This is a genomic window from Arthrobacter sp. PAMC25284 (assembly GCF_019443425.1).
Lineage (GTDB): Bacteria > Actinomycetota > Actinomycetes > Actinomycetales > Micrococcaceae > Arthrobacter > Arthrobacter oryzae_A.
Genome location: NZ_CP080382.1, coordinates 2,907,799 through 2,930,791, shown reverse-complemented (window position 1 = coordinate 2,930,791; position 22,993 = coordinate 2,907,799). Strand labels below are relative to the sequence as shown.

The window sequence follows — 22,993 nt, the reverse complement described above, 5'->3', positions numbered from 1 at the left end:
GGGAAAGGCTCCCGACGCCGGTCCTACTCGGCGGGCGGCCGTCGTCGCTGCTGTTTCGTCGCTGACCGTTGCACTTTCGCGGCAAGGCGACGGCGGTTCGAACCCCGGGTGGGTTTTGTCGCCCGGCGGGGAGCAGCCGCGGGGGCAAGCCCCTCGGCCACGATTTCGGCGAGCTTGGCCAAGGCGATCTCGCGGTTGCGAAGCTGGGAGCGCTGCTCGGAGGAAGTCACGGTGATCACCCCGGCGATGAGCCGCGGTCCCAGACGCGTGAGGAGCCGCTGCCGCTGGCCATCCGACAGCACCAAGGAGCCGGCGATGTTCCAGGAGAGCTCGGCACGGCTGTCCGTGGTGTTGACGTGCTGACCGCCCGGCCCGGACGACCGCGAGAACCGCCAGGCGAGTTCCGACGCCGGAATTGTGAGCGCGGGCGATACCTCCAGATCCATGCCTCAAGCCTTGCACGATACTCGCGGGATCCAAGCCCGTCTCCGCCCCAACCTGGCCGCACGTACAGCCATGGGTCACGGTCTGCACACCGGTCCCGGTCCCCCGCCAGGAACCGGCCGGGGGTTGACAGCATCCCGGGCCAAGGATTTAGCGTCGGGGTATCGAGAGGGAGGTGGTGTCAGATGGCACTCCAGCAAGGTGAGGTCTACCGCTGTCCGGACGAATCCTGCGGCTGCGAGATCACCGTGACGAAAGGGGCCGCGGAAGGCCACGGCGGGGACAAGAACCCGACGTGCTGCTGCGGTCACAGCATGGAGAAGGTCAGCTAGACGCTGACGGTGAGGGACGACGGCGGGACGTCCCGCCGTCGTCCGCTTGCGTTGGGGTCACGCGTCCGGGCAGCCAGCACGGTCGAAGGGCTCCGACGGCCGCCTGCCCATCAGTGATCTGAATCCCCCGGACCGGTCGGCAGCCCGGTTCGGAAATTGATCAGTTTGTGGGTGCCGTCGCAATAGGGTTTGATCGCGGAGGCGCCGCACCGGCAGAGGGCGATAGTCTGTCGTTGCCGCGGCACTGGTTCCCCGGACGGGGTAACGATGTTGAAGTCGCCGCGCACCAGGATGGGGCCATCGGGGCAGACGACGATCGAAGTCTCGCTGGAGGATTTCTGGGCTTCCTGTGTCATGCGTGCTTCCGTTCTGGCTTAGGTTGGGGCCGGTTTGTCAGGCCGTGACTGTTGCGGCAGCCCGCAGCGAGGACCTGCCGTTATCCCAGGCGTCCATGATCAAGGAAGACAACCGCGCGTCAACCGCAAGGACCGCCGTGGCGCCGAAGATCACGTCCTCGAGCAGGTCCGGTTCTGCTTCGACCAGGCCGCCAGCGAGGTCACGTCCTGCGATTTGCTCGTGGACGGCGTCGGCTTCCACGTGCTCGTCGAAGTACCTGGTGACCTCTGCGTCCAGTCCGTGGCGCCGGAACCCCTGGCCGTAGAGCTGGTTGGGCCGGGAGGACGTCATTTCATAGATTGCCAGATGCCCGGCGATGGCCCCGCGGAGCCTGCGGTTCAGACCGAACAGGGACATTACGTTCACTGAGGCCAGGGAGAGCGCCGGCACGGAGTCGACGTAGCCGCCGTACTGGTCGTCCAGGTCCAGTCCCCGCATGGTCCGGGCAAACAGGGCACTGTGCATCCGGTCCGGGTCACCGCCCCCGTACTCGTCAGCCTGGATCTCCACCAGCGCGGCCTTGGCCCGCCCCGTCAGGCGCGGAATTGCCCACGTGTGCGGGTCGGCTTCCTTGAGCTGGTAAATCGACTTGTGGATCAGGAATTCGCGGAGCTGCTCCCGGGTTGCACGCTTCGCGACGTGGCGGGCCACACTGGGCCCGGTCCCGGAGTCTTGAGCGGCGAGTTCGAACAGGATGGCCGCGACGTCATCGCTGCGCAGGGGTTCCACTGGGGTGAGGTCGATGTGCGTGGCGTATTGGCCCGCCGCGGAGCGTAGTGCGGCTTCGAAGGGTGCCTCCAGCACTTGGCGGATCCGGATCAGATCGGGGTTCCACTCCCACCGGTCATCCACCCCCTCCAGGCCGCCGTAGTGCAGCTCGTAGAGACAGAACAGGGCCAATTGGATGTCCTCGTCGTCAATGATGTCGTCGACGAGGTGCAGCTGCGCGGAGACCAGCTCGAGCAAGTTCCCCTGTGCTGCCAGGTCGGAGTCCGGTTGGCCGGCAAGGATCCTAAGCAGCCCGTCGCTGACGGGTCCGCGCGCTTCCGGGGCCTTCATGGTTCTCCTCTGATGTTCTCAGCCGTGGGGGCTCGGATGGTGACGGGTGAGCCCGGTTGGGTTCCTGTGACCCCAGCTGGCATTGTGTGACACCAAATATACTAAGCATGGTTAGTATTAAGTCCAGCATCCTCGATCAGTTCGGGGATGCCCTCTCCGCGGGTGCCGGGCAGGTTCTGTTCCGTTTGGAAGGTACTAACATGCTTCTTCTTTTTGGCCTCAAAACCGTCCTGCGTCCCCTGCGCGGACGGACGGCCACATGCCAGTCCTGCGGGCTCGTGGTCCATCATCACCTCGAAGAACGCGCCTCGAAATTCACGCTGTTCTTCATACCCGTGTTCACCATGTCCAGGTCCTACCGCATCACCTGCTCAAACTGCGGGCAGGTCTCGGCGATCAGCGCCCGGAAGAAGAACGCGCTGGCGCGCTGATAAGACGCGCTGGTTAGACGTGCTGGTCGACGAGCACCGGGTTGCCATCCGGATCCAGGACCATGAAGCTCGCCGGGCCCGTAGTTTCCTCGTCCGCCTCAGAAACGAACTCCACGCCCTTGGCTTTGAGTTCCCGCTGGAGGTCGCGCACGTCGGTGTACGTGTCTACCGCCTCCGCGTTCTGATTCCAGCCCGGGTTGAACGTGAGCAAGTTCTTCTCGAACATCCCCTGGAAGAGACCGATGACAGTCTCACCGTTCTTCAGGACCACCCAGTTCTCGGTGATGTCGCCGACGAACCTGCTGAAGCCGAGTTTCTCGTAGAAGGCAACAGAAGCCGCGATGTCCTTGACGGTGAGACTGATTGAAAAAGCGCCGAGCTGCATGGAATGCTCCACTCTTCAGGGGGACAGATCTTTCCGATGTTACTCGCGCTCTCGCCGTCGAGGGTCTGGCGGGGCACCACGGCGAAGTTGAGGAACAGCGGCGGGAAATCCCGCCGACGTCCGCGAGCCAGACCGGGAGCTTCACGGCACGACACGGGCCCGGTCCGGCAAGTAGGGCCAGGCTTTCGTAGACTCAGTCGAGATCCGACTTGTCTCGCCTAGGGACAGGCCCGCCACAGGAAGAACCATCAATGAAGATTATCGTCCTCGTGAAAGAAGTCCCCGACACCTACGGTGACCGAAAACTGAACCTCGAGACAGGCCTCGCCGACCGGGAGGCCAGCGAGACAGTCATCGACGAGATCGGCGAGCGGGCCTTGGAGCTGGCCCTGAAGTACGCGGACGCGAACCAGGGCACCGACGTCGCAGTTCTCTCTCTGGCTCCCGAGGGTGCGACGGCGACAATACGCAAGGGCCTTGCGATGGGAGCCGGCAGCGCCACCCACATCTCTGACGAGGCGCTCCGGGGTGCAGATCTTGGACTTACCGCTGAAACCCTGGCAGCAGCCATCCGCCGCGTTGGCTTTGACCTGGTGATCACCGGCAACGTCTCCACCGATGGATCCGGCGGCATGATTCCCGCGATGCTTGCGGAATTGCTTGACGTGCCGCACGTCACCGGCCTCAGCTCAGTGGAGATCAACGACGGCGCCGTGTCAGGCACCAGGCCGGTGGACTCGGGCGTGCAGAAGGTGTCAGCAACCCTGCCCGCGGTGATTTCCGTTACCGAGGCGCTTCCCGGCGCACGCTTCCCCAACTTCAAGGGCATCATGGCCGCGAAGAAGAAGCCGCTTGAGACGCTTACCCTCGCAGACCTCGGGATCACGGCCGACGACCCCGAAATGGCGCGTTCGATCATGCTGACCATTGCGGAAAAGCCCCCGCGTTCGGCGGGCGTCAAGATCGTTGACGAGGGAGATGCCGGCGAAAAACTCGCTGACTTCCTGATCGAAAACCGACTGGCGTAAGGAGTTACGACATGACTGAATTCCCTCGTGACGCAATCCTCGTCGTCGTGGAGGCCCGGGCTTCCGGTGAACTCGAGAAGGCCGCGGCCGGACTCTTCGGCGCTGCCGCCGCAGTTGGCACGCCAGTTGCCCTGATCCTTGCCGCGCCCGACGCCGGGGGCGACGCCGCCGCGGAGGCCGCGGCCCTCGGTGCCGCGCGCGTCCTGATCGCCGAGGCCCCGGAGCCGTCCGCGCTCGGCGTGCCAGGTGTGGACGCACTTGCCGCCGCCGCGGAGAAGGTGCAGCCGGACGCAATCCTCATTTCGCATTCCCTGAACGGGCGCGACCTTGCCGGCCGTTACGCAGCCCGTTCGCGTGCAGCGGTTTCCGTCGATGCGATCGGGGTGTCGCGTGATGACGAGGGCGTCGTGGCCCACCACTCCGTCTACGGCGCCTACAATCTGACGTCAACGTCCACATTCGGGGCGCCGGTGATTACGGTGCGCCAAGGCTCCATCGAGGCGCGTGCCACGGCTCAGCCGGAAGCGTCTGAGACTCTGGCAGTGACGCCATCCGGAAAGCCGGCGGCGCGGATCGACTCGTTTGATGAGGCCGTTGCCGCCACGTCGCGGCCGGAACTGCGTGGGGCCGCAAAGGTTGTGGCGGGTGGTCGCGGCCTTGGTTCTGAGGAGCAGTTCGCCCTCGTCGAGCAGCTCGCCGATACGCTCGGGGCGGCCATTGGTGCTTCGCGTGCCGCGGTGGATGCCGGCTATGTCCCGCAGTCGCAGCAGGTGGGCCAGACCGGGGTTTCAGTGTCCTCGCAGTTATATATCGCGCTCGGCATTTCCGGCGCGATTCAGCACCGGGCCGGCATGCAGACCGCCAAGACGATCGTCGCCATCAACAAGGACGGCGACGCGCCCATCTTCGAGATCGCCGACTTCGGCGTGGTTGGAGACCTTTTCAAGGTTGTACCCCAGCTGATTAGCGCACTTGAGGCTCGGAAGAAGTAGTGATGGCAGCTCAGTCGCGGTCAATCCGGCGGGGCCTGCCGCGCGTGCCGGGCGGCGAGCCCTGGCCTCCAGCCGGCCAGGCGCCGGCACATGTGAGGGCGGGCGCGGAAGCGGAAACGGCAGCGACGGCGGAAACGGCCACGGGTTCGACGACGGCGTCCGCTCCGGCCACCGCCGTCACCGGCGGCGCCGCGGGGTCCGCGGGTGAGCGGCAGCTCCGCCGCGGGCTGCCGCGGATCCCGGGCGGTGACCCTTGGCCGCCGCCGGGCCAGGCTCCGGTTTCCGCGACCCTGTCCGGGGGTGCTCCGGCGCCAGCCGCGGCCCCGTCGAGGGCTGACGCCGCAGACGCCACACCTGTGCCGGCCGCAACTTTCACACCGACCCCGGTCGCTGCTGTTCCTGCGCCCTCAGTGCCGGCAGCCACGCCGTCCGTTAATGCTCCCGCCACCGCGCCTGCTTCGCTGACGCCTGGAACCACCCCGCTCCGCCGCGGGCTCCCCCGAGTCCCTGGTGGCGAACCGTGGCCGCCTGCTGGATTGGCGCCGTCGGCCGCCGCCCCCGCAGTGCACGCGACCCCCGGACCCGCCGCACCGGCCACTGCTGCTGCTGCTGCTGCTTTCACATCTACCCCAGCCCCCGCCCCTGCTGACCGCGTGGTCGAGACCGTTGCCGCGGCGGAACCGTCGGCACCCGCAACCGCCGCTCAGGCACCCGTGGCTCCGGCTGCTGCCGCCGCAAAGCCCGCCGCCGAAAAGCCTGTGGAGCCGAAAGCGCAGGCCAAGCTCTACGGTTCACGCACCCTGGGTCAGTGGACCAAGTTCGCAGTGCTTCTCGCGGTCAGCGCGATCGCCGCCGCAGGGATCCTGGTGCTGGCCGCGCGCGGCGTGACAACGTTGCCGGGCGTGCCGGAGTTTCTCGAGAGGTACCCGGGCGCGTATGACCTGCCCGAGGCGGTTGAGCCCGGCTTTCCCTGGTGGGCGCAGTGGACACACTTCCTGAACTTCTTCCTGATCGTGCTCATCATTCGCTCCGGCTACCAGGTGCGCACCCAGGAGAAGCCGCCGGCGTTCTGGACGCCGAAGCGCGGGGGCAAGAAGATCAGCATCAACCTGTGGCTGCACCAGGCGCTCGACATTTTATGGCTGGCCAACGGCCTCATCTTCGTGGTGCTGCTGATTGCCTCCGGCCGCTGGATGCGAATCGTACCGAGCAGCTGGGAGGCGTTCCCGAATGCGCTCTCCGCGCTCCTGCAGTACATGACCCTCGACTGGCCCGTCGAGAGCGGCTGGGTGAACTACAACAGCCTCCAGCAGCTCATGTACTTCATTGTGGTGTTCATCGCGGCCCCGCTCGCGGCGATCACGGGTGTGCGCATGAGTGAATTCTGGCCGAAGGACGCGAAGACCCTGAACAGGATCTACCCGGTGGAGGCTGCGCGCGCGGTTCACTTCCCCACAATGCTGTTTTTCGTGCTGTTCATCCTCGTCCACGTGTTCCTGGTGTTCTCAACCGGTGCGCTGCGCAACCTGAATCACATGTTCGGTGGCACCGACGCAGTGAACTGGGCAGGCTTCTGGCTCTTCGCTGCCGCCATCGCCATCACGGCGGCCGGGTGGTACGCCGCGCGCCCGATCGTGCTCGCGCCGATCGCGAAGCTGTTTGGTCAGGTGAGCAGCCGCTAGGCTTCCGTCCATTGGCCGTGGTCGGGCACAGCTACGATCTGGCAGGCCGGTGGGGTCCTCTGCGGCGCAACCCAGGAAGCCTCTGCACCGCCGCCTGGTGTGCCGATTCGACGGTTCCCCGCGCACACGACGCTGCCGCGCGTCGAGCCTGCATCGAATCGTCGAACTGGCGCCCGACGCCGGTACTGCCATCCACCCCGCTGCTGCGTTTCCCCGGTTATCGTGGGGCCATGACTAGCCGACTCTCTGTTATTGCCATAGACGCGATCAACCCCCGGGTGGTCGCGGACTTCTGGTGCGCCGTACTCGGCTGGCAGGTTGTCGAGGAGGATGACGGCATCATTAGCATCGGGGCCGCCGGACGGAACTTCGCCCGCCATCGATGTGATCGCGGTGCCCGAGGGCAAGACCGTCAAGAACCGGCTGCATTTTGACCTCCGGGCCGACGGCGTAACCACCAGCGAGGAGCTCGAGCGCCTGCTCGCCCTTGGCGCGCGGCGCAAGGACGTCGGCCAGCGCCCGGACGTCAGTTGGGTGGTGCTGGGCGATCCCGAAGGCAACGAGTTCTGCCTGCTGTCCCGCTCCGTCCAGGACCTTGCCCGGGAATAATCTTCCGCAGGGATAAGGCCCGCTCAGCGTTGCCCGTCGCTTGTCAGTGCGGAGGGGTTTCTGGGCACGCTAGGGCAGATCAAAGTAGTTCCGGCCGCACAAGGGCCATCCTAGGCCGCGATGAATTGTGCCCCGTCAGGAAGGGGATCAACCGGTAGGGGTGACTCGGTGTCACCGATTCTTCCGGCAAGTCCGTCCGACCATTGTGCTGGTTCCCAGTCATGGTCCTCTCCGGAGTGGTCCGGCCACTGTGCTGGTTCCCACTCCCGGTCCTCTCCCGGATGATCCGGCCACTGCGCTGGTTCCCAGTCCTGTTGTTCGCTGGGGTAGGAGCGTCCCGAGGGTGAGATCCAGCCGGGTGGCTGGTCCTTGGTTGCCCCAACAGGCCGCCAAGGTGTGGTGTGTTTGAGACGGTGGTGCTTCCGGCAGGGCTGGCCAAGGTTGGCGATGCCGGTGCCGCCTCCGTCCGACCATGCCAGGAGATGATCGGCCTCGTTGTCCAGGGAATGGTTGCTGCAGCCGGGAAAGGGACACCGACCATCCCGGAGCCGGAGCCATTGGCGCATCGCCTTCGGAACCCGGTAGCTGGTGCGTCCGATTTCCAGCGGCGCTCCGCTGAGCGGATCGGTCAGCACCCGCAGGAACGATCCGGCACCATCGCCAACCAGCCGGCGGGCCATGCTCGCCGGAATGGGACCGTACCCATCCAAGAGGGCCGGTTCGTCCCCGGCGCCCGTCAGCGTCAATACCGGAACGGTGACCAGGACCTGCGGCGCGGGCGATGGGGTTCCCTCCGCCACTCCGGCCAGCAGCCAGGTGGCGGCGACGTCGACCCGCAACTGGGTCAAGGTCCGGGATTCGGACGGGCCCTGCAGGGCACGGGCCGCCTCCGTGGCACGGGCCCAGACTCCTGCCGCAGTGTCCGCCGGCAGGTAGGCCGAAATCCAGGCCATGCCGTCCCGGTCCGGGGCATAGTCCAGCCGCCGCTCCGCCACGCCCTTGCGGTGCCGGGCCTCCATGCTCACCGGGTGGTGCCGTTCACGCCAACTGCGCGCCTTGGCCCGAAACCTGGCCGGCACCAGCTCCCCGGCCGGGCAGCCGCGCGCAGCAAAGGGAGCCTCCGCGTCCAGGAAATGAGCCTCCAGGGCCGCGGCCGCGGCGGGCTCCAGCCCGGATGTCTCATCGCACATGACCCGTGCGTGCTGCCACGAAAGGGTCCCGGCCCGCAGCGCCGACAGGGTCAGCGGCAACCCGGCAGTCAGCGTGGCGGCCTCCGCCATGAGTGCCGCAGCCGACCGCTCGCTCACCGTCAGGACGCAGGCAACCTCGGCCGTCACGGCCATCTGCCGCGCGGTGCGTTCCTGCGGGGACGCCGCCGGCGCCGTCATGGCCACGGCCGCGGCGGCGTAGCCGGCGGCGAAATACACCTTCAGCGCGGCGAGCCGGGCCTCCATCCGGCCCACTTCAGCCAGACCATCCAGGCACGCATCCGCCTGATCCCGAAGCGGGTCAGCACCCGCCTCACCCACGGTCTTTCCTGCGGTCGCCCCTTCGCCCCGGGTCCCGCGGCCGGGATATATACCGCCACCGACATGAACAGACAGCGCAACGGCGGAGGCCGCCATGGCCTCCAACGTCTCCACAACTGCTTCGCCTTCCATACCCACAGCATCTCAGGAGGCACCGACAATTTAAGCGCCCGAGATTGCATCCTCCCAGCCCTGCGTCCGCGTCCAGATGTTCCGGTCTGCGGACGGACAAAGACGGCAATGAAACGCCGGCGGGCACCGGCGTCGAACATCAACCACCCCCGGCGAGATCGAACCGCTGGTCCCGGAGTAGGGAAGGGACGACGGCGGCGCTCACGTCCACGGTGGCTGGTGGCATGTCCGCCGGACGAATCCGCCTTCCCTGCGAACCAGAGCTGCGCGATGATCCTCCGGGCCGTCTACTGCGCCCAGTCCGAATCGCCGTACGGTCGGCCGCGGAAGTGCGCGCGGAGGTATTCACCCACGACGGCGGCGCCGAGTTCGTCGGTTTTCGGCGCCACCACGCGCCCGTCGATCCGGCGGGCCATCCGCTGGACGAAGCGTTCCAGGCCCGGATCGTCGCCGAGCCGGAAGAACGTGGCCTGCGTGCCCGCCCGACCCACCCGGTCCAGTTCCTCGACGGTCCGGCGGATGGTCTGCGGGTGCGGCGGCCAGGAGAACACCGACTCGCCGTCGGGCAGCAGGTGCGCGGTGGGTTCGCCGTCGGTCACCACCAGGAGGACCGGCTGCATGGACGGGTGCCGGCGGAAGAACCGGCTGGCCAGCAGCAGGCCGTGGTGCAGGTTGGTGCCTTGCTCCCGAACGGCCGGCAGGGCTGTGAGCTCGCCAATGTCCATGGACTGTGCGTACCGGCCGAACGTAATCAGCTGCAGCCGGTCGCCGCGGAACCTGGTGGAGACCAGGTGGTGCAGGGCCAGCGCGGTGCGCTTCATCGGCACCCAGCGCCCCTCGGCCGCCATGGAGAAGGAGACATCCACCAGCAGCACGACGGCGGCCTGCGTGCGCGCTTCCGTCTCCGTCACCTCGATGTCGTCCACGGCCAGGCGGACGCCGTTGCCCGGGTCCCCGCCGTCGGCAATGGTCCGCCGGATCGCGTTGGTGATGGTCCGGGTGACGTCCCACGGTGCGGCGTCACCGAACTCCCACGGACGGCTGGAACCGGTGGGCTCCCCCGCCGCCCCGGCAACCCGGGTGTCCCGGCGGCCCTGCCGGCCGGAGAATTGCTTGGCGGCGTCGCGCAGCAGTGACCTGCCCAGGCGCCGCATGGCCTGGGGCGAGAGCTGCAGGTTCCCGTCGTCCCCGCGCTTGAGGTAGCCGCCGTCGTGCATGGCCTTTTCAATCTCCGCGAGGGTGCGCGCGGTGACGGCGGCGTCCTCTCCGAGCTGGCGGGACAGGGCGTCCAGGTCCACATCATCCAGGTGCGAGCCGTCGTAATCCTGGCCGAGCTGCTCGGCGAGCTCGTCCAGTTCGGCGAGGTCCTGGAGGACGCCGGTGCCGTCGCCCAGTCCCATCCCCTCCTGGCCTTCGAAGCGTTCGGAGCCGGTCCAGTCCTCGCCGGGGCGCAGGGCCTGGAGGGTCTCGTCGAGTTGGCCCAGCTGTGCCATAAGGTCCGGTGAGCCGAATGCCTGCGCGGAGAGCCGCATGAGCTCCTCGCGCTGTTCCGGGGACATGGACTGCAGGAGCCGCTGGGCTGCGGCGGCACGCTTGGCCAGCGCGTCCACCAGCTCCTCAACGGACTGCGGGTTTTCCGGGAAGTGCCGGCCGTGGCGGGCCATGAACTCCTGGAAGTCCTCCTCCGTGTCCACGCCGCGCCGGTGTTTGTCCAGGAGCGCGTTGAGGTCGCGCAGCATCTCGCTGACGGCCGCCCGGTCCTCCTCCGTGGCGCTTTCCAGCGCCTGCTTCATCCCGGCGAACCGCTGGTCCAGGACTTCGCGGCCCAGCAGGTCCTTGATCCGTTCGTAGCTTTCCCGGGCGGTGCTGGACTGCCAGTCGTAGGCGGCCAGTTCGTTGACGGCCGCTGCGGTGGACCTGGGCAGGTTCTGCAGCTGCATTTCGCGGAACGCTCGGTCCGTGTTGTCCATCATGGCGTCGCGGGCCAGCTGTTTGCGTTCCTCCAGCACCGCGGCGTCCAGCAGCTTCTTGACCTCGTTGAGGGTGCCGTCCAGGTTGTGCCGGCCCAGGAGTTCCTTGCGGCGCTGCTGGATCCGGCCGGCGAGCTCGTCCAGTCCTTCCTGGCTTTGGCCGCCGCGGCGCAGGAATTCCTGGAGCGCACGCCGGGGTGAGTAGCCGGCCATCACGTCCTCGGCGACAGCGTCCAGCGCCTCCGCCAGGTCCACCGGCGGCGCCAGCGGGTCCGGTCCGCCGGCGTAGCGGCCGTACCGCGACCGGTTGTGAAGGCCCATGCCGCTTCCTGTCCTCTGCTGTTGGAACTGTCTAACCGTAGATGGTGGCCTCGTCGTCGGACTCCTTGGAGATCCGCCGGCTGAGGTATAGCCCTTCGAGTGCCAGTTCGACGGCGGCGGCGCGCTCGCCGTCGTTCTCCGCCCCCAGGCGTTCGCCGATTTCCTCGTAGAGGCCGGACCCGTTGAGGGACGGCAGGTTCGCCAGGAACTCCTTCGCGGTGACCAGCTCCCCGGTGGTCACCGTGGAATGCCCGTCCAGCGCGGTCACCAGCGGGCCCAGGTCCAGGCCCTGGAAGTGCGCCCGCACGGCCTCCATGGTGGCGGTGCGCAGGAGGTGATCCAGGATGTCCTGTTCGCGGCCTTCCTCGCCGGATTCGAACTCGATCTTTCCGGTGAGGACTTCCACCGCGGCGTCCAGGTCCACAATCCGGGCCACGGCGTCGTCCTCGCCGCGCACACTGGCCCGGCGCAGCGCTGCCGCGGCGACGGTTTCGGCGCCCGCGATGGCGAACCGAGCGGACACGCCGGAGCTCTGGTTGATGGCCGGGGACTGGCGCAGCGCCCGGGTGTAGCGGGCCAGGATTTCCAGGATAACGGGCGGGACGCTGGCCACCAGGTGCCCCTCCTGGGCGATGACGGACACTTCGTCGTCGAGCTCGATCGGGTAGTGCGTGCGGATTTCGGCGCCGAAGCGGTCCTTCAGGGGCGTGATGATCCGGCCGCGGTTGGTGTAGTCCTCCGGGTTGGCGGAGGCCACCACCAGGACGTCCAGCGGGAGCCGGAGCACGTAGCCGCGGATCTGGATGTCGCGTTCTTCCATGACGTTGAGCATGGAGACCTGGATGCGCTCGGCGAGGTCCGGGAGTTCGTTGATGGCCACGATCCCGCGGTTGGAGCGCGGGATCAGGCCGTAGTGGATGGTTTCCGGGTCGCCCAGGCGGCGGCCCTCGGCCACCCGCATGGGGTCGACGTCGCCGATCAGGTCCGCGACGGAGGTGTCCGGCGTCGCGAGTTTTTCCACATAGCGTTCCGAGCGGTGGCGCCAGGCCACGCGCAGCCGGTCCCCCTCGGTGAGCGCCAGGGCGCGGGAGTGCGCGGTGAGGGGCTCGTACGGGTGTTCGTTGAGTTCCGAGTCCTCGATTACCGGCGACCACTCGTCCAGCAGCCCGGCCAGGGTGCGCAGGAGCCGGGTCTTGCCCTGCCCGCGTTCGCCGAGGAGGACGATGTCATGCCCGGCGATCAGGGCCCGCTCGAGCTGCGGCAGCACGGTCCGGCCGAAGCCGAAGATGCCGGGCCACGGATCACGGCCCTCCGACAGGGCGTCGAGGAGGTTGTCCCGGATTTCCCGGCGCAGGTCCTTGTGGACGTGGCCGGAGGCGCGCAGTTCACCAACAGTAAAGATCTCAGGGCGTTCAGTCACTCCTCCAAGGTAGACCTGTTCCGGGCCGGAAGGGGGCGGTTTTCCAGATTCGTGCAGCAGGATGGTCAGTTGTCCCCGCGACCCGCTCCCCAAGGGCCTCTTAGGCAACCTCGCTCGAGTAGCGGAGCAGCACCACGCCGTTGCCGAACGTCTGTGTCCCCTGGAGCCTGAGGTTCATCCGGACATCAGGAGCCTCGAACAGCGGCCGGCCCTGCCCCAGGACCACGGGATGGACGTAGATCCGGTATTCGTCGATCAGGCCGTACCGCATGAAGCTTGCGGCCAGGTTGGCGCCGCCGAGGCCGATGTCACCGCCGGGCTGCGCCTTCAGTTCCGCAATGTGTTCGGGCACGACGTCGTCAAGCACCGTGGCGTTCCAGCCCACCTCCGTGAGGGTCCGGGAAAACACGAACTTGGGCATGTCGCGCCAGATCCCGGCGAACTCGACCATGGGTGCCGGGTTGTCCGGGTCCTGGTCGGCCGTGGGCCAGAAATCGGCCATCAGCTCATGGGTGACGCGCCCGTCCATAAAGGCGCCCATCGCCCGGCACTGCTCGTTGAAGTGGCGGTGGAGCTCGTCGTCCACCAGATGCCAGCTGATGTCCCGGCCGGGCCCCTCGAAGAATCCGTCCAACGACACCGACATCATCAGGATGATCTTGCGCATTCGAGCCCCTCCATTGGCGGCGAAAGGCGGCGTGGCCGCCGTCGTACCTCAACAGTGAAGCACCCCGGCACCCGGCGGAACAGGGCCCCAGCCGGGTGGCAGGCCAGGGAAAGCCGGTACGGGGTAGGCGGCGGGCGATACCGCTCTGCGGCTCCCCCTTCCCGCGCAAGCTCGGGCGGGGCCCCTCCCGCTACGCTTAGGTCCTGATGACTGCAGCAACCCAGCCGGAACCATCGGCACCAGGGCCCTCTCTGACACAGCAGGGCACGCTCCTGCTGCTGGTGCGCCACGGCGAGACGCCCACCACCGGCATGGTGCTGCCGGGCCGCGCCCCGGGACTGCACCTGTCCGAGCGCGGCCGGGCCCAGGCCGCACGGGTGGCGGAACGGCTGGCGGGACTTCCGGTCAGCGCGCTCTATTCCTCGCCGCTGGAGCGTGCCCGCGAGACGGCGGAGCCGACGGCGGCCGGCACCGGGCTGGAGGTGCACCGGGAGCCCGGGCTGCTGGAGTGCGACTTCGGCGACTGGACCGGGTCGGCGATCGCGGACCTGAACGTCCTGCCCGAGTGGCAGACCGTGCAGCACAGCCCGTCGACCTTCCAGTTCCCCAACGGTGAGAGCTTCACCGAGATGCATGACCGGATCGTTGGGTCGCTGTCGGCGCTGTGCGCGGCCCACCCGGGCGGCGTCGTCGTCTGCTTCTCCCACGCCGACCCCATCAAGGCGGCGGTGGCCCACGCGCTGGGCACACCCCTGGACCTGTTCCAGCGCATCACGATCAGCCCTGGCTCGGTGTCCGCGGTGCAGTTTGTCGACGGCCAGGCGGCCTCGGTGCTGATGGTCAATTCCCATTCGGAACCGCTCAGCCGGCTGAGGCCGCAGTGACGCTGGAACCTGCCGGATGTGGGCGGGAGCTGGCGCTGCTCACCGATGGCAGTGTGGAACTGGTGGGGCGTATCCTGCGGAGCAGCAACGAGACGTTCCTGGTTCAGCTCAACCACGGGGCGGACACTGCGCAGGCGGTGTACAAGCCGGTGGCCGGGGAACGGCCGCTGTCCGACTTTGAGCCCGGGCTGCACCGGCGCGAACGTGCCGCGTACCTACTCAGCCAGGCTCTGGGGTGGGGCATGGTGCCGCCCACGGTAATCCGCGAGGACGCCCCGCTGGGGGTCGGATCGCTGCAGTGGTTTGTAGACTGCGACTTCCGCGAGCACTACTTCACCCTGACGTCTGAGGACCCTTCCACGCACCCGGACATGGCCCGGATGGCCTTATTCGACTACATCGCCAACAACACCGACCGCAAGAGCGGGCATGTGCTGCGCGGCGACGACGGCCGCATCTGGGGCATCGACCACGGGCTGTGCTTTTCCGCGGTGTTCAAGCTGCGCACGGTGATCTGGGACTTCGCCGGCGAGCCCATCCCCGAAGCCCTGCTGGCAGACATCGCACCGCTCGCCGACGCACTGCCTTCCGAGCTGGCCGAGATGCTCGACGACGACGAAGTCGCCGCCCTGCGGCGGCGGGTGCGGCGCATGCTGCAAGGCGGGACGCTTCCGGTTGACCTCACCGGCATGCGGTACCCGTGGCCGCTCGTATAGGCGCCGGCTGTTGCCTGTTCAGGTGCCCAAGAGTCGGCGTTCGTGGGCGAATGCGACCAGCTGGAGCCGGGTGCGGAGTTCCAGCTTGTCCAAGACGCTGCGCAGGTGAGTTTTGATGGTGGCTTCGGAGACGAACAGGCTCTGCGCCATTTCGCCATTGCTGAGGCCTTTAGCCGCGAGCAGAAAGACGTCACGCTCCCGCACGGACAGGACGTTAAGTACGGACAAGTCCGGACCGGTAGCGGGAACGTTGCGGGCAGCATGCTCGAAGAGAGAATGGATGGACCCTGGGGCGATGACGGAGTAGCCGGAGTGGACGGTCCGGATCGCCGCCAGCAGGAATTCCGGTTCCGCACTCTTGAGCAGATACCCGCTCGCCCCGGCCTGCACGGCCTGGACCACGGCCTGATCCCTGTTGAACGTGGTCAACGCGATGATCTTTGGCTTGTCGGTTCCGGCCGCCGCGGCCTGCTGCACGATCCGCCGGGTGGCTTCGACACCATCCATGACCGGCATCCGCAGGTCCATCAGCATGACGTCCGGGCGCCGTTCGATGGCCAGGGTCACCGCGTCTTTCCCGTCGCCGGCCTCCCCCGAAAGTTCCAAGTCCGCCTGGCTTTCTATCAGCATGCGAATGCCCGCCCGGAACAAGGGCTGGTCATCCACCAAGGCCACGGTGATGCGCGCCCCGGCATCAGCCACGGTCGCCCGCATCCCGTGTGGCCCCTGCCAGCTCGAAACCTGCTGCGGCCAGTGCCGGCTGGACTTCCGCGCCGGCAATATCCCCTGCAGGACCTCCGGCTTCGATGCCGGCAGTATCGTCAGCGGCTCTCGCTTCCCGGGTTCCGTAGGGAATGAAGACTGTTACCCGGAAGTGTTCGCCGTCCGGTCCGGCCGTCAGCCAGCCGCCGGCCAGGTGGGCGCGTTCGCGCATGCCGGGCAGTCCCCGCCCGACCCGGGGTGTGGCCGGAATTGCAGCGTCTTCTTTGCCGGCCGGGGCGACGGCCGAGGCCACGTGCAGAGTCAGGCCCGGCCCGCTCCAGTCAAAGTGGAGCCGCACATCCGTGCCGCGCCCGCCATGCTTAAGGGCGTTGGTCAGGCACTCCTGAACGATCCGGAAGACCGCCACCTCCTGTCCGGTGGAAAGCTCCACGGGAGTCCCGGACTCGCTGGGGTGGATCTTCAAACTGCCGCGCTGCATACCTTCGATGAGAGCAGGGATGTCCTTCAGCTGAGGCTGGGGCGTCACCATGCCGTCATCACGGACTCCCTCGATCACGCGTTGGGCATCCACGAGGGCGCTGCGGGCTGACCGGGCGATCGTGTCCAGAGCATTGAGGACGGCCTTGGGCTGGTCCTTGCTCAGGTACCGGGTTCCGTCCGCCTGGGCGGCGATGACCGCGAGGGAATGGGCCAGGACGTCGTGCAGATCCCGGGCGATGCGTGTCCGTTCCTGCTCGACAATCAGGTCGATTTCGGTTTCCTTGAGGCTGCTCTGCGCCAGTTCCCTGGCCCGGAACAGACTGCCCCGTTCCTGAAAAAGCGCCAGCAGAAGTCCGACGGCGGCACAGGCGCCGGCGATTAGCAGGAGGAGTGCGAATAACTGCCAGCCGTACATCATGAACATTGGTCTGTCACCGTAGTTCATTGGCAGGAACCAGCCGATGCCATTGCCGTATCTCCACGACAGCATGAGGACGGTCATCAGGCCCACGAACACCACGTTGGCGCCCGAGGCGATGAATCGTATCCGCCGCGGGGCAGTCCACAAGATGAAGCCCAAGGCCACAAAGGAACCGAGGTAGATGGCCCAGTGATTGGATTCCATCGGCGGCAGAGCATGACTCAGCTGTCCGGCAAGGAGCGCAACCGTGAACCCGAGGGAGACCAGCGGTTTCCAGGTGGCAGTGGCGATCGCCAAGGTCATCAGAGCCAGCGACCACGTCCCCGACCATGACAACCAAGACCCTCCCATTCTGCCGGCCTCGGCCACACACCACAGGGTGAAAAAGACGCCGGCCGCCACGGGGGCGGCCCAACGCCGCGCAAAATTCAGAACTGGTTCCATGCCAGTCACCATATCCACGGCAATCACACCCTTCTCGCCATATCGCTGCAATCTCAACCTGAAAGCCAAACGATTCATTCTTTGAGCCAGTTTTTTGGCCGTCGCCTGGACCCGCGGCCCTGCCAACAAGAAAAGCCACCCGTCCCCTCACACTGGACGGGCGCTTGTAGGGTTCCTTTTGACCGTCCCGTACGTGGAAACCGATGGTTTTCCGACCGGGGCGCAATTATTCGAAGCGAGTAGCCGTCATGGCGGTATTGCCCCGGACGAGACTGAATGTCGCGGTGACGGCTCCGAGGGCCAGAAGCAGGCTCAGGCTTAGGGCTATGAAGTAATCGGGCGCCGGCCAGGTCATCCGGTAGGTGTCGTCAATGAATACTTACCCGCAGGTAGGATTTTCCGGAAGGCTTATCCTCAGGGACCGCATCCGGCATTGCAGTGGCAAGGACAAACGATGAAGAAGAAACTCGATCGGCGCGCAGTCAGCCCTGACCGCCCGTGGACACAGCATTACGGGCCGGGTGTCCCCGCGGACCTGAAGCTCCCCGGAGGCTCGCTGGTGGACCTGATGGACGCCTCGGTCAAGCGCTTCGGATCCAAGACGGCACTCGAGTTCTTCGGAGCGCAGACGAGCTACCGCGAACTGGGCGCGCAGATCAGCCGGGCCGCGGCCGGCCTCAAGGAACTCGGTGTCCGGGCCGGAGACCGGGTGGCCCTGGTCCTGCCGAACTGCCCGCAGCACGTCGTCGCGTTCCACGCAGTGATGCGCCTCGGGGCCATTGTTGTGGAACACAATCCGCTGTACACGGACCGGGAGCTGCGCCACCAGTTCGAAGACCACGGCGCCTCCGTGGCGATCGTCTGGGACAAGGCGGTCCAGCGCGTGAGCCAGCTGCCGGACGACGTCGGACTCCGGACGATCGTCTCGGTGGAGCTGATCCCGGCGATGCCCCGGCTCCAGCAGCTGGCACTCCGGCTCCCCCTCCCCGCCGCACGGAAAGCCCGCGCGGCCCTGGCCGCCGGGAAGCGCGACACCCTGCACGACACCCGGTCCGGGCGGCCGGGGCACATCACGGTCCGGCGCTGGCCGGAGCTCCTGCGTGCCGGAACGTTGCCCAAGAGGCACCCCCGCCCCGCGTCCCAGGACCTCGCTGCCCTCCAATACACGAGCGGCACAACGGGTCTGCCCAAGGGGGCGATGCTGACGCATGCGAACCTGCGGGCCAACGCGGCCCAGAGCCGGGCCCTGGGTTCCCGGCCTCCGGGATGGCGCCGAGACCGTCTACGCGGTCCTGCCCATGTTTCACGCCTACGGGCTGACCCTCTGCATGACCTTTGCCTTGAGCATCGGGGCGAAGCTGGTCCTGTTCCCGAAGTTCGACGTCGACCTGGTGCTGAAGGCTTACCGGAAGTCGCCGGCGACCTTCCTCCCCGCAGTCCCGCCGATTTACGACCGGATCGCCGGTGCGGCGGCGGAACGTGGTGTGGGGCTCGGCAGCATCCGGTTCGCCATTTCCGGGGCCATGAATCTTCCGGCATCGACCGTCGAGACCTGGGAAGCGGCAACCGGCGGGTACCTGATCGAAGGCTACGGACTGACGGAAACGTCCCCCATCGCGCTGGGGAATCCGTTCGGTGCCAGCCGTAAAACGGGCACCGTGGGCGTGCCGTTCCCCCTCACCGACGTCCGCGTGGTGGACCCGAAAGATGTCGCCATCGACCGCGCCCCTGGCGAAGAAGGCGAACTGCTCCTCCGCGGCCCCCAGGTGTTCGGCGGCTACTGGAACCGGCCGGAGGAAACCGAGGACGTGCTCCTCGAAGGCGGCTGGTTCCGCACCGGCGACATCGTCTCCGTCGACGCGGACCACTTCGTCACGATCCGGGACCGGATCAAGGAGCTCATCATCACCGGAGGGTTCAACGTCTCACCCACCGAGGTGGAGGACGTCCTGGCCGGCTTCCCCGGGCTCGCGGAGGTCTCGGTGGTCGGGCTGCCCCGGCCCGGCGGGGGCGAAGACGTCGTCGCCGCCGTCGTCCCGGCTCCAGGGGAGACCATTGATGCGGATGCGCTGCTGGCCTTCGCACGGCGGCAGCTGGCCGCCTACAAGGTGCCGCGCCGCGTCGTTGTGCTCGAGGAACTGCCCCGATCCCTCATCGGGAAGGTTCTGCGCCGCGAGATTCGGGACGCCCTGGCGGCCGGCCGGTAGGGCGCCCAATACGACGTCGGGCTTCGTGGGAGATCTGGCGTCACACAACGTGACGGCCTCCGTGTCCGGAGAGGCCACGCCCTACTCTGGACAGGTGACTTTGACTACGATCCGCACCGCCGCCGCGAGCTCCCTCGCCGCCGCAGGCCTCCTGTTTGCCCTCGCCGCCTGTTCCGCTCCGGCGGCCACCCAGCCCGCCGCTACCTCCGCCCCGGCGTCCAGCGCCGCAGCCTCCTCCGGAACCGCCTCCTCAACCACCGCATCCGAGCCGTGCACCGGGGTGCAGGTCATCATCGATTCGGGCGCCCTGAAGCAGGCTGCCGCTGACGCGTCCGTTTGCGTGCCCGTGGAGTCGACGACGTCCGCGGCCAAGGTGCTGGAAACCGCCAATGTGAAGACCGAAGGCACCGTGGACTATCCCACCGAGCTGGTGTGCCGTGTGAACGGTGTGCCCGCCGCGGACCTGGACATTACCCACCAGGGCGGCACGTACCGGGAAGAATGCGGCAAGATGCCTGCCGCATTCGCTTACTGGTCCCTCTGGGTGAAGCCGGCCTCCGGTGACTGGGCCTACGCCCAGGAGGGCCTGTCCACCTTGCAGGTGGGCCCGGGCGAGAGCCTGGAACTGCTCTTCACGGTCGACGGCGCACCGGCCACCCCGGCCCCATGACCTTCCGGCCCGCGCCGTTACGCGCAGCGGCGGCTCTCGCCGTCGTGTTTATCGCGGCGCGGGTCATCTACCGCATCCTGTTCAACGGGGCGGGCACCGGCGGACCCGTCCTACTCAACCTGCAGCCGGTGCCGCTGCCGCCCCCGTTCGCCCATGTGGTCTTCCTCGGCCCGGTCACGGCGCCGGGCCTGTGGGCTGCGATCCAGTCCGCCCTGCCGATTGCCGGGATGATTCTCGCTTTCGGCGTGCTGAATGCCTGGGTGGACGTCTCCCGCGGATTCATCCGACTGGCCCGCGGCGGCCCCCTGCAGGGCATCGCCCGGACGCTCGTGGTGGCCTGGGCGGCGCTCCCGGCACTTGCCGACGCCGTGGCCTCCGTCCGCCTGGCGTTCCGATTGCGGGGCGAACGCTTCGGTCCCCGCGCCCTCGTTCCCGTGCTGGAACGCACCCTCGAACACGCCGGACGGGTTGCCGCCGCGTTGGAGCTTCGCGGCTTCGGAAGCCGGGCAGCACACCAACCCCGCGGCGTTGACGCAGCGCCGGTCCTCCTCCGGGACGCGCAGTTCCGGATCGGGGACACAACGCTACGCGTCCAAGAATTCACGCCGTCCAGCGGATCAATCACGGTCATCACCGGGCCCACGGGCTCCGGCAAGTCCACCATCCTGCGCGGCATCGCCGGGCTGCTCTCCCACGTCGACGGCGGCCACCTCTCCGGCACCGTGACCGTGGCGGGGGCTGACCGCGCCGCGACGCCGCCGCGCGATACCGCCCGGCTGATCGGCGTCGTCCTGCAGAATCCTCGCGCGGCGTTCGCCAGCACCCGGGTCCGGGACGAGATCGCCCTCGCCCTCGAGCTGCGCGGGGTGGCGTCCGGGACCGCCAAGGCCCGAGTGACAGAGGTCGCGGAGCGGGTCGGCGTCTCGGCGTTGCTGGACCGGAATGTCAGCTCCCTCTCGGCCGGTGAGGCAACCCTGGTGGCCATCGCCGCGTCCGTGGTGGACCAACCGGCGCTGCTCCTGGTGGACGAGCCCCTCGCCGACCTGGACACCGCAGCACGCGGACGCGTCATCGCCGTCCTCAACGCCCTCGCCCGCGAGGCAGGTGTCTGCGTCATCGTGGCGGAACACCGGGCTGCAGCGCTCGTCCCGGTTGCCGACTCCTGGTGGACCATCGACGACGGCGCCCTGGTCCCGGGGGCCGCACCCGGTCCTGCTGCTTCCGCGCTTTCGTCCAACACCGCCGCCCGCGCTTCTGCGTGTTCGACGCCGGCACCTGCGCTCGAGCGCACGCCCGTGTTGACGGTGTCCGGGCTTGCGGTGCACCGCGAAGGAACGCCTCTGGTGCAGAACGCATCCCTGACCCTGCACCACGGCGAAGTAGTGGCCCTGGTGGGTCCGAACGGGGCCGGGAAGTCCTCCCTCCTGGTGGCGCTCGCCCTCGGCGAAGGAACCCGAGGCGAGGGCAGCGGCAGCTTGCAGACGGTCGACCGCGGAAGGGTCGCCCTCGTGCCGGACGCCTCCGACGACCTCTTCACGCGGGATACCGTCGAAGGGGAACTCCGCGCGGCCGAGCGGCGCCTTGCACACCGAAAGAATGGCAAACACCCCGCGCCCGGCTTTGCGGCTTCCCACCTGGCCCGCCTGCGAGGCGACGCCACGATGCCCCTAGGACGCGAGCATCCCCGGGACCTCTCCGCCGGCGAGCGCAGGATCCTGGCCATCGCGCTGCAGACCATGGACAACCCCCAGGTCCTCCTGATCGATGAGCCCACCCGCGGCCTCGATCCTGCGGCGCGCACGGCAGTCTCGGCGGCGTTGCGAGCGGCAGCGGACGACGGCGCCGCGGTCCTGTTTGCCACCCACGGCCTCGACTTTGCCCACAGCCTCGGCGCCCGGATCCTGCCGATGCGTGACGGCGTAGCGCCCGCTGTCGCGCCGGTCGAAGAACCGGCACCTCTGCTTCCGTCTCCCCTGCCGTTCCGGCAGTCAGTGGCCGGACCAAAACCACGGGCCATCGAAACAAACTCACAGGGCGCGACTAAGCAGCGCCGCCTCCGGATGCCGCGCGGCGTCGAGCTCGCTGTCCTCGCGGCAGCCAATCTGCTGGCCCTCGCCGCGTTTTGCTGGCCTTTGCTGGCCGCCGCCCTCCCGCAGGACGCTGCCGCGGCCCTACCGTACGCGGCGCTGGCCATCGCACCGCTTGCCGCCGTCGCGATCGCCGTGTCCATGGACGGCTCGGTCCGCTCGGCGCATACGGTGGCGCTGCTCGGGGTCCTGGCCGCCGTCGGTTCCGCAGTGCGCGTGGCGGGCACCGGCGTCGGGGGCGTGGAAGCGGTCTTTATCCTGCTGATTCTGGCCGGCAGGGCCTTCGGCGCCCGGTTCGGGATGCTTCTCGGCGCCACCACCATCGCCGTCTCCAGCGTCCTGTGGGGTGGCATCGGGCCCTGGACGCCGTTCCAGATCTTCGCCTGCGCGTGGGTGGGCGCCGGGGCAGGGCCTGCTCCCCCGCCGGGTCCGGGGACGGGCCGAACTGTGGATGCTGGCCGGCTACGGCATTCTGGCGTCCTACCTGTTCGGGCTGCTGACCAACCTGTGGTTCTGGCCGTTCGCGGTGGGCGCCGGCACCGGCATCTCTTACGTGCCGGGCGCGCCGCTGGGCACCAACCTCAGCAGCTTCCTGCTGTACACCCTATTGACGTCGACGGCGGGATGGGACACCCTGCGTGCCGTCACCACAATCATCGGAATCGCCGTGGTGGGGCGGGCCATCCTCGCCGCGCTCCGGCGGGTGAAGCCGGTCTCCAGCACGGTTTCTGGACCCGGCGGGCAGGGCGGGCAGGCCCAACCCGCCCCGGCCGGGGACCGGCTTCACCTCGGGGTCTGAGGACACTACTGGGATACCCAGGCTGCACGCGGCCCATGACCTATCGGCGGGACCTCAAGGCGCTACTCGCGAACCTCGATGTCTGGGTGGTTTTCTATGAAGTTAATGGTCAAGCAAACTCAGCAGTCTCCCGGAGATAGTGCCCCCCGCCGCCTGCCGCGAGAG

Annotated in this window: 21 protein-coding genes and 1 pseudogene; 11 read left to right on the top strand and 11 right to left on the bottom strand. The window is 67.9% G+C overall.

The features are described from left to right. Positions 1-23: 23 nt before the first annotated feature. On the bottom strand, positions 24-446 hold the full coding sequence (gene arfB, locus KY499_RS13510; RefSeq protein ID WP_123256450.1) for an alternative ribosome rescue aminoacyl-tRNA hydrolase ArfB: 423 nt from the start codon (positions 444-446) through the stop codon (positions 24-26). Between the two features lie 183 nt (positions 447-629). On the opposite strand from arfB, the gene KY499_RS13505 reads away from it, so the two are divergent. Beyond that, a complete protein-coding gene (locus tag KY499_RS13505) occupies positions 630-776 on the top strand; it encodes a hypothetical protein (RefSeq protein WP_183164584.1) in 147 nt (48 codons plus the stop codon). Between the two features lie 110 nt (positions 777-886). On the opposite strand, the gene KY499_RS13500 is transcribed toward KY499_RS13505, so the two are convergent. Continuing rightward, complete coding sequence (locus tag KY499_RS13500) at positions 887-1,132, bottom strand: CDGSH iron-sulfur domain-containing protein (protein ID WP_219885587.1); 246 nt, start codon at positions 1,130-1,132, stop codon at positions 887-889. A gap of 37 nt (positions 1,133-1,169) precedes the next feature. Next, positions 1,170-2,231 carry an iron-containing redox enzyme family protein gene (locus KY499_RS13495; RefSeq protein WP_219885586.1) on the bottom strand — a complete coding sequence of 354 codons (1,062 nt, stop codon included), beginning with the start codon at positions 2,229-2,231 and terminating at the stop codon, positions 1,170-1,172. A gap of 107 nt (positions 2,232-2,338) precedes the next feature. On the opposite strand from KY499_RS13495, the gene KY499_RS13490 reads away from it, so the two are divergent. After that, a complete protein-coding gene (locus tag KY499_RS13490) occupies positions 2,339-2,662 on the top strand; it encodes a zinc ribbon domain-containing protein (protein ID WP_258190780.1) in 324 nt (107 codons plus the stop codon). A 13-nt stretch (positions 2,663-2,675) separates the two neighbouring features. On the opposite strand, the gene KY499_RS13485 is transcribed toward KY499_RS13490, so the two are convergent. Next, on the bottom strand, positions 2,676-3,047 hold the full coding sequence (locus tag KY499_RS13485; RefSeq protein ID WP_123256447.1) for a VOC family protein: 372 nt from the start codon (positions 3,045-3,047) through the stop codon (positions 2,676-2,678). Positions 3,048-3,298: 251 nt separating this feature from the next. On the opposite strand from KY499_RS13485, the gene KY499_RS13480 reads away from it, so the two are divergent. Both KY499_RS13480 and KY499_RS13475 read left to right on the top strand, forming a co-directional pair. Beyond that, positions 3,299-4,075, top strand: coding sequence for an electron transfer flavoprotein subunit beta/FixA family protein (locus KY499_RS13480; protein WP_123256446.1), 777 nt, complete (start codon positions 3,299-3,301; stop codon positions 4,073-4,075). An 11-nt stretch (positions 4,076-4,086) separates the two neighbouring features. Continuing rightward, a complete protein-coding gene (locus KY499_RS13475) occupies positions 4,087-5,067 on the top strand; it encodes an electron transfer flavoprotein subunit alpha/FixB family protein (protein ID WP_219885585.1) in 981 nt (326 codons plus the stop codon). Between the two features lie 10 nt (positions 5,068-5,077). Here KY499_RS13475 and KY499_RS18610 read toward each other — a convergent pair whose 3' ends face one another. Beyond that, complete coding sequence (locus tag KY499_RS18610; protein WP_308813048.1) at positions 5,078-5,491, bottom strand: hypothetical protein; 414 nt, start codon at positions 5,489-5,491, stop codon at positions 5,078-5,080. A 229-nt stretch (positions 5,492-5,720) separates the two neighbouring features. Here KY499_RS18610 and KY499_RS18605 point away from each other — a divergent pair, with 229 nt between their 5' ends. Together KY499_RS18605 and KY499_RS13465 are read left to right on the top strand one after the other, a co-directional pair. After that, complete coding sequence (locus KY499_RS18605) at positions 5,721-6,749, top strand: cytochrome b/b6 domain-containing protein (RefSeq protein WP_308813047.1); 1,029 nt, start codon at positions 5,721-5,723, stop codon at positions 6,747-6,749. Between the two features lie 330 nt (positions 6,750-7,079). Further along, positions 7,080-7,358 carry a VOC family protein gene (locus KY499_RS13465; RefSeq protein WP_258190779.1) on the top strand — a complete coding sequence of 93 codons (279 nt, stop codon included), beginning with the start codon at positions 7,080-7,082 and terminating at the stop codon, positions 7,356-7,358. A 110-nt stretch (positions 7,359-7,468) separates the two neighbouring features. On the opposite strand, the gene KY499_RS13460 is transcribed toward KY499_RS13465, so the two are convergent. The 4 genes from KY499_RS13460 to KY499_RS13445 form a co-directional block, all read right to left on the bottom strand. After that, positions 7,469-9,019 (bottom strand): HNH endonuclease signature motif containing protein, encoded by a 1,551-nt coding sequence (locus KY499_RS13460; RefSeq protein WP_219885583.1) that lies wholly within the window; start codon positions 9,017-9,019, stop codon positions 7,469-7,471. Between the two features lie 287 nt (positions 9,020-9,306). Further along, the gene (locus KY499_RS13455; protein WP_219885582.1) at positions 9,307-11,310 is read right to left on the bottom strand and encodes a VWA domain-containing protein; all 2,004 of its coding nucleotides are present in this window, start codon (positions 11,308-11,310) and stop codon (positions 9,307-9,309) included. A gap of 31 nt (positions 11,311-11,341) precedes the next feature. Further along, positions 11,342-12,730 (bottom strand): sigma 54-interacting transcriptional regulator, encoded by a 1,389-nt coding sequence (locus tag KY499_RS13450; RefSeq protein WP_219885581.1) that lies wholly within the window; start codon positions 12,728-12,730, stop codon positions 11,342-11,344. Positions 12,731-12,830: 100 nt separating this feature from the next. Continuing rightward, entirely contained in the window at positions 12,831-13,397 is a 567-nt protein-coding gene (locus tag KY499_RS13445; RefSeq protein ID WP_219885580.1) for a dihydrofolate reductase family protein, read from the bottom strand. A gap of 206 nt (positions 13,398-13,603) precedes the next feature. Between KY499_RS13445 and KY499_RS13440 the strand changes: the two genes are divergently transcribed. After that, on the top strand, positions 13,604-14,281 hold the full coding sequence (locus tag KY499_RS13440; RefSeq protein WP_219885579.1) for a histidine phosphatase family protein: 678 nt from the start codon (positions 13,604-13,606) through the stop codon (positions 14,279-14,281). Next, on the top strand, positions 14,278-14,997 hold the full coding sequence (locus tag KY499_RS13435) for an SCO1664 family protein (RefSeq protein WP_258190778.1): 720 nt from the start codon (positions 14,278-14,280) through the stop codon (positions 14,995-14,997). Before KY499_RS13440 ends, KY499_RS13435 begins: the two co-directional genes overlap by 4 nt. Positions 14,998-15,015: 18 nt before the next feature. On the opposite strand, the gene KY499_RS13430 is transcribed toward KY499_RS13435, so the two are convergent. Further along, complete coding sequence (locus tag KY499_RS13430; protein ID WP_219885578.1) at positions 15,016-15,711, bottom strand: response regulator transcription factor; 696 nt, start codon at positions 15,709-15,711, stop codon at positions 15,016-15,018. Beyond that, entirely contained in the window at positions 15,692-16,924 is a 1,233-nt protein-coding gene (locus KY499_RS13425; protein ID WP_258190777.1) for a sensor histidine kinase, read from the bottom strand. Before KY499_RS13425 ends, KY499_RS13430 begins: the two co-directional genes overlap by 20 nt. 595 nt (positions 16,925-17,519) lie before the next feature. Between KY499_RS13425 and KY499_RS13420 the strand changes: the two are divergent. From KY499_RS13420 to KY499_RS13410, 3 genes and pseudogenes are all read left to right on the top strand, one after another. Then, positions 17,520-19,272, top strand: a pseudogene (locus tag KY499_RS13420) (long-chain-fatty-acid--CoA ligase). 94 nt (positions 19,273-19,366) lie between these two features. Next, positions 19,367-19,942 (top strand): hypothetical protein, encoded by a 576-nt coding sequence (locus KY499_RS13415; protein ID WP_219885576.1) that lies wholly within the window; start codon positions 19,367-19,369, stop codon positions 19,940-19,942. Next, complete coding sequence (locus KY499_RS13410) at positions 19,939-22,968, top strand: ATP-binding cassette domain-containing protein (protein WP_308813046.1); 3,030 nt, start codon at positions 19,939-19,941, stop codon at positions 22,966-22,968. Before KY499_RS13415 ends, KY499_RS13410 begins: the two co-directional genes overlap by 4 nt. The last annotated feature ends 25 nt before the right edge of the window (positions 22,969-22,993 follow it).

Coding starts and splice junctions, on each gene's coding strand:
- arfB (WP_123256450.1), bottom strand. CDS start 446: ATGGATCTGGAGGTATCGCCCGCGCTCACAATTCCGGCGTCGGAACTC.
- KY499_RS13505 (WP_183164584.1), top strand. CDS start 630: ATGGCACTCCAGCAAGGTGAGGTCTACCGCTGTCCGGACGAATCCTGC.
- KY499_RS13500 (WP_219885587.1), bottom strand. CDS start 1,132: ATGACACAGGAAGCCCAGAAATCCTCCAGCGAGACTTCGATCGTCGTC.
- KY499_RS13495 (WP_219885586.1), bottom strand. CDS start 2,231: ATGAAGGCCCCGGAAGCGCGCGGACCCGTCAGCGACGGGCTGCTTAGG.
- KY499_RS13490 (WP_258190780.1), top strand. CDS start 2,339: ATGGTTAGTATTAAGTCCAGCATCCTCGATCAGTTCGGGGATGCCCTC.
- KY499_RS13485 (WP_123256447.1), bottom strand. CDS start 3,047: ATGCAGCTCGGCGCTTTTTCAATCAGTCTCACCGTCAAGGACATCGCG.
- KY499_RS13480 (WP_123256446.1), top strand. CDS start 3,299: ATGAAGATTATCGTCCTCGTGAAAGAAGTCCCCGACACCTACGGTGAC.
- KY499_RS13475 (WP_219885585.1), top strand. CDS start 4,087: ATGACTGAATTCCCTCGTGACGCAATCCTCGTCGTCGTGGAGGCCCGG.
- KY499_RS13465 (WP_258190779.1), top strand. CDS start 7,080: ATGACGGCATCATTAGCATCGGGGCCGCCGGACGGAACTTCGCCCGCC.
- KY499_RS13460 (WP_219885583.1), bottom strand. CDS start 9,019: ATGGAAGGCGAAGCAGTTGTGGAGACGTTGGAGGCCATGGCGGCCTCC.
- KY499_RS13455 (WP_219885582.1), bottom strand. CDS start 11,310: ATGGGCCTTCACAACCGGTCGCGGTACGGCCGCTACGCCGGCGGACCG.
- KY499_RS13445 (WP_219885580.1), bottom strand. CDS start 13,397: ATGCGCAAGATCATCCTGATGATGTCGGTGTCGTTGGACGGATTCTTC.
- KY499_RS13440 (WP_219885579.1), top strand. CDS start 13,604: ATGACTGCAGCAACCCAGCCGGAACCATCGGCACCAGGGCCCTCTCTG.
- KY499_RS13430 (WP_219885578.1), bottom strand. CDS start 15,711: ATGCGGGCGACCGTGGCTGATGCCGGGGCGCGCATCACCGTGGCCTTG.
- KY499_RS13425 (WP_258190777.1), bottom strand. CDS start 16,924: ATGACCTTGGCGATCGCCACTGCCACCTGGAAACCGCTGGTCTCCCTC.
- KY499_RS13410 (WP_308813046.1), top strand. CDS start 19,939: ATGACCTTCCGGCCCGCGCCGTTACGCGCAGCGGCGGCTCTCGCCGTC.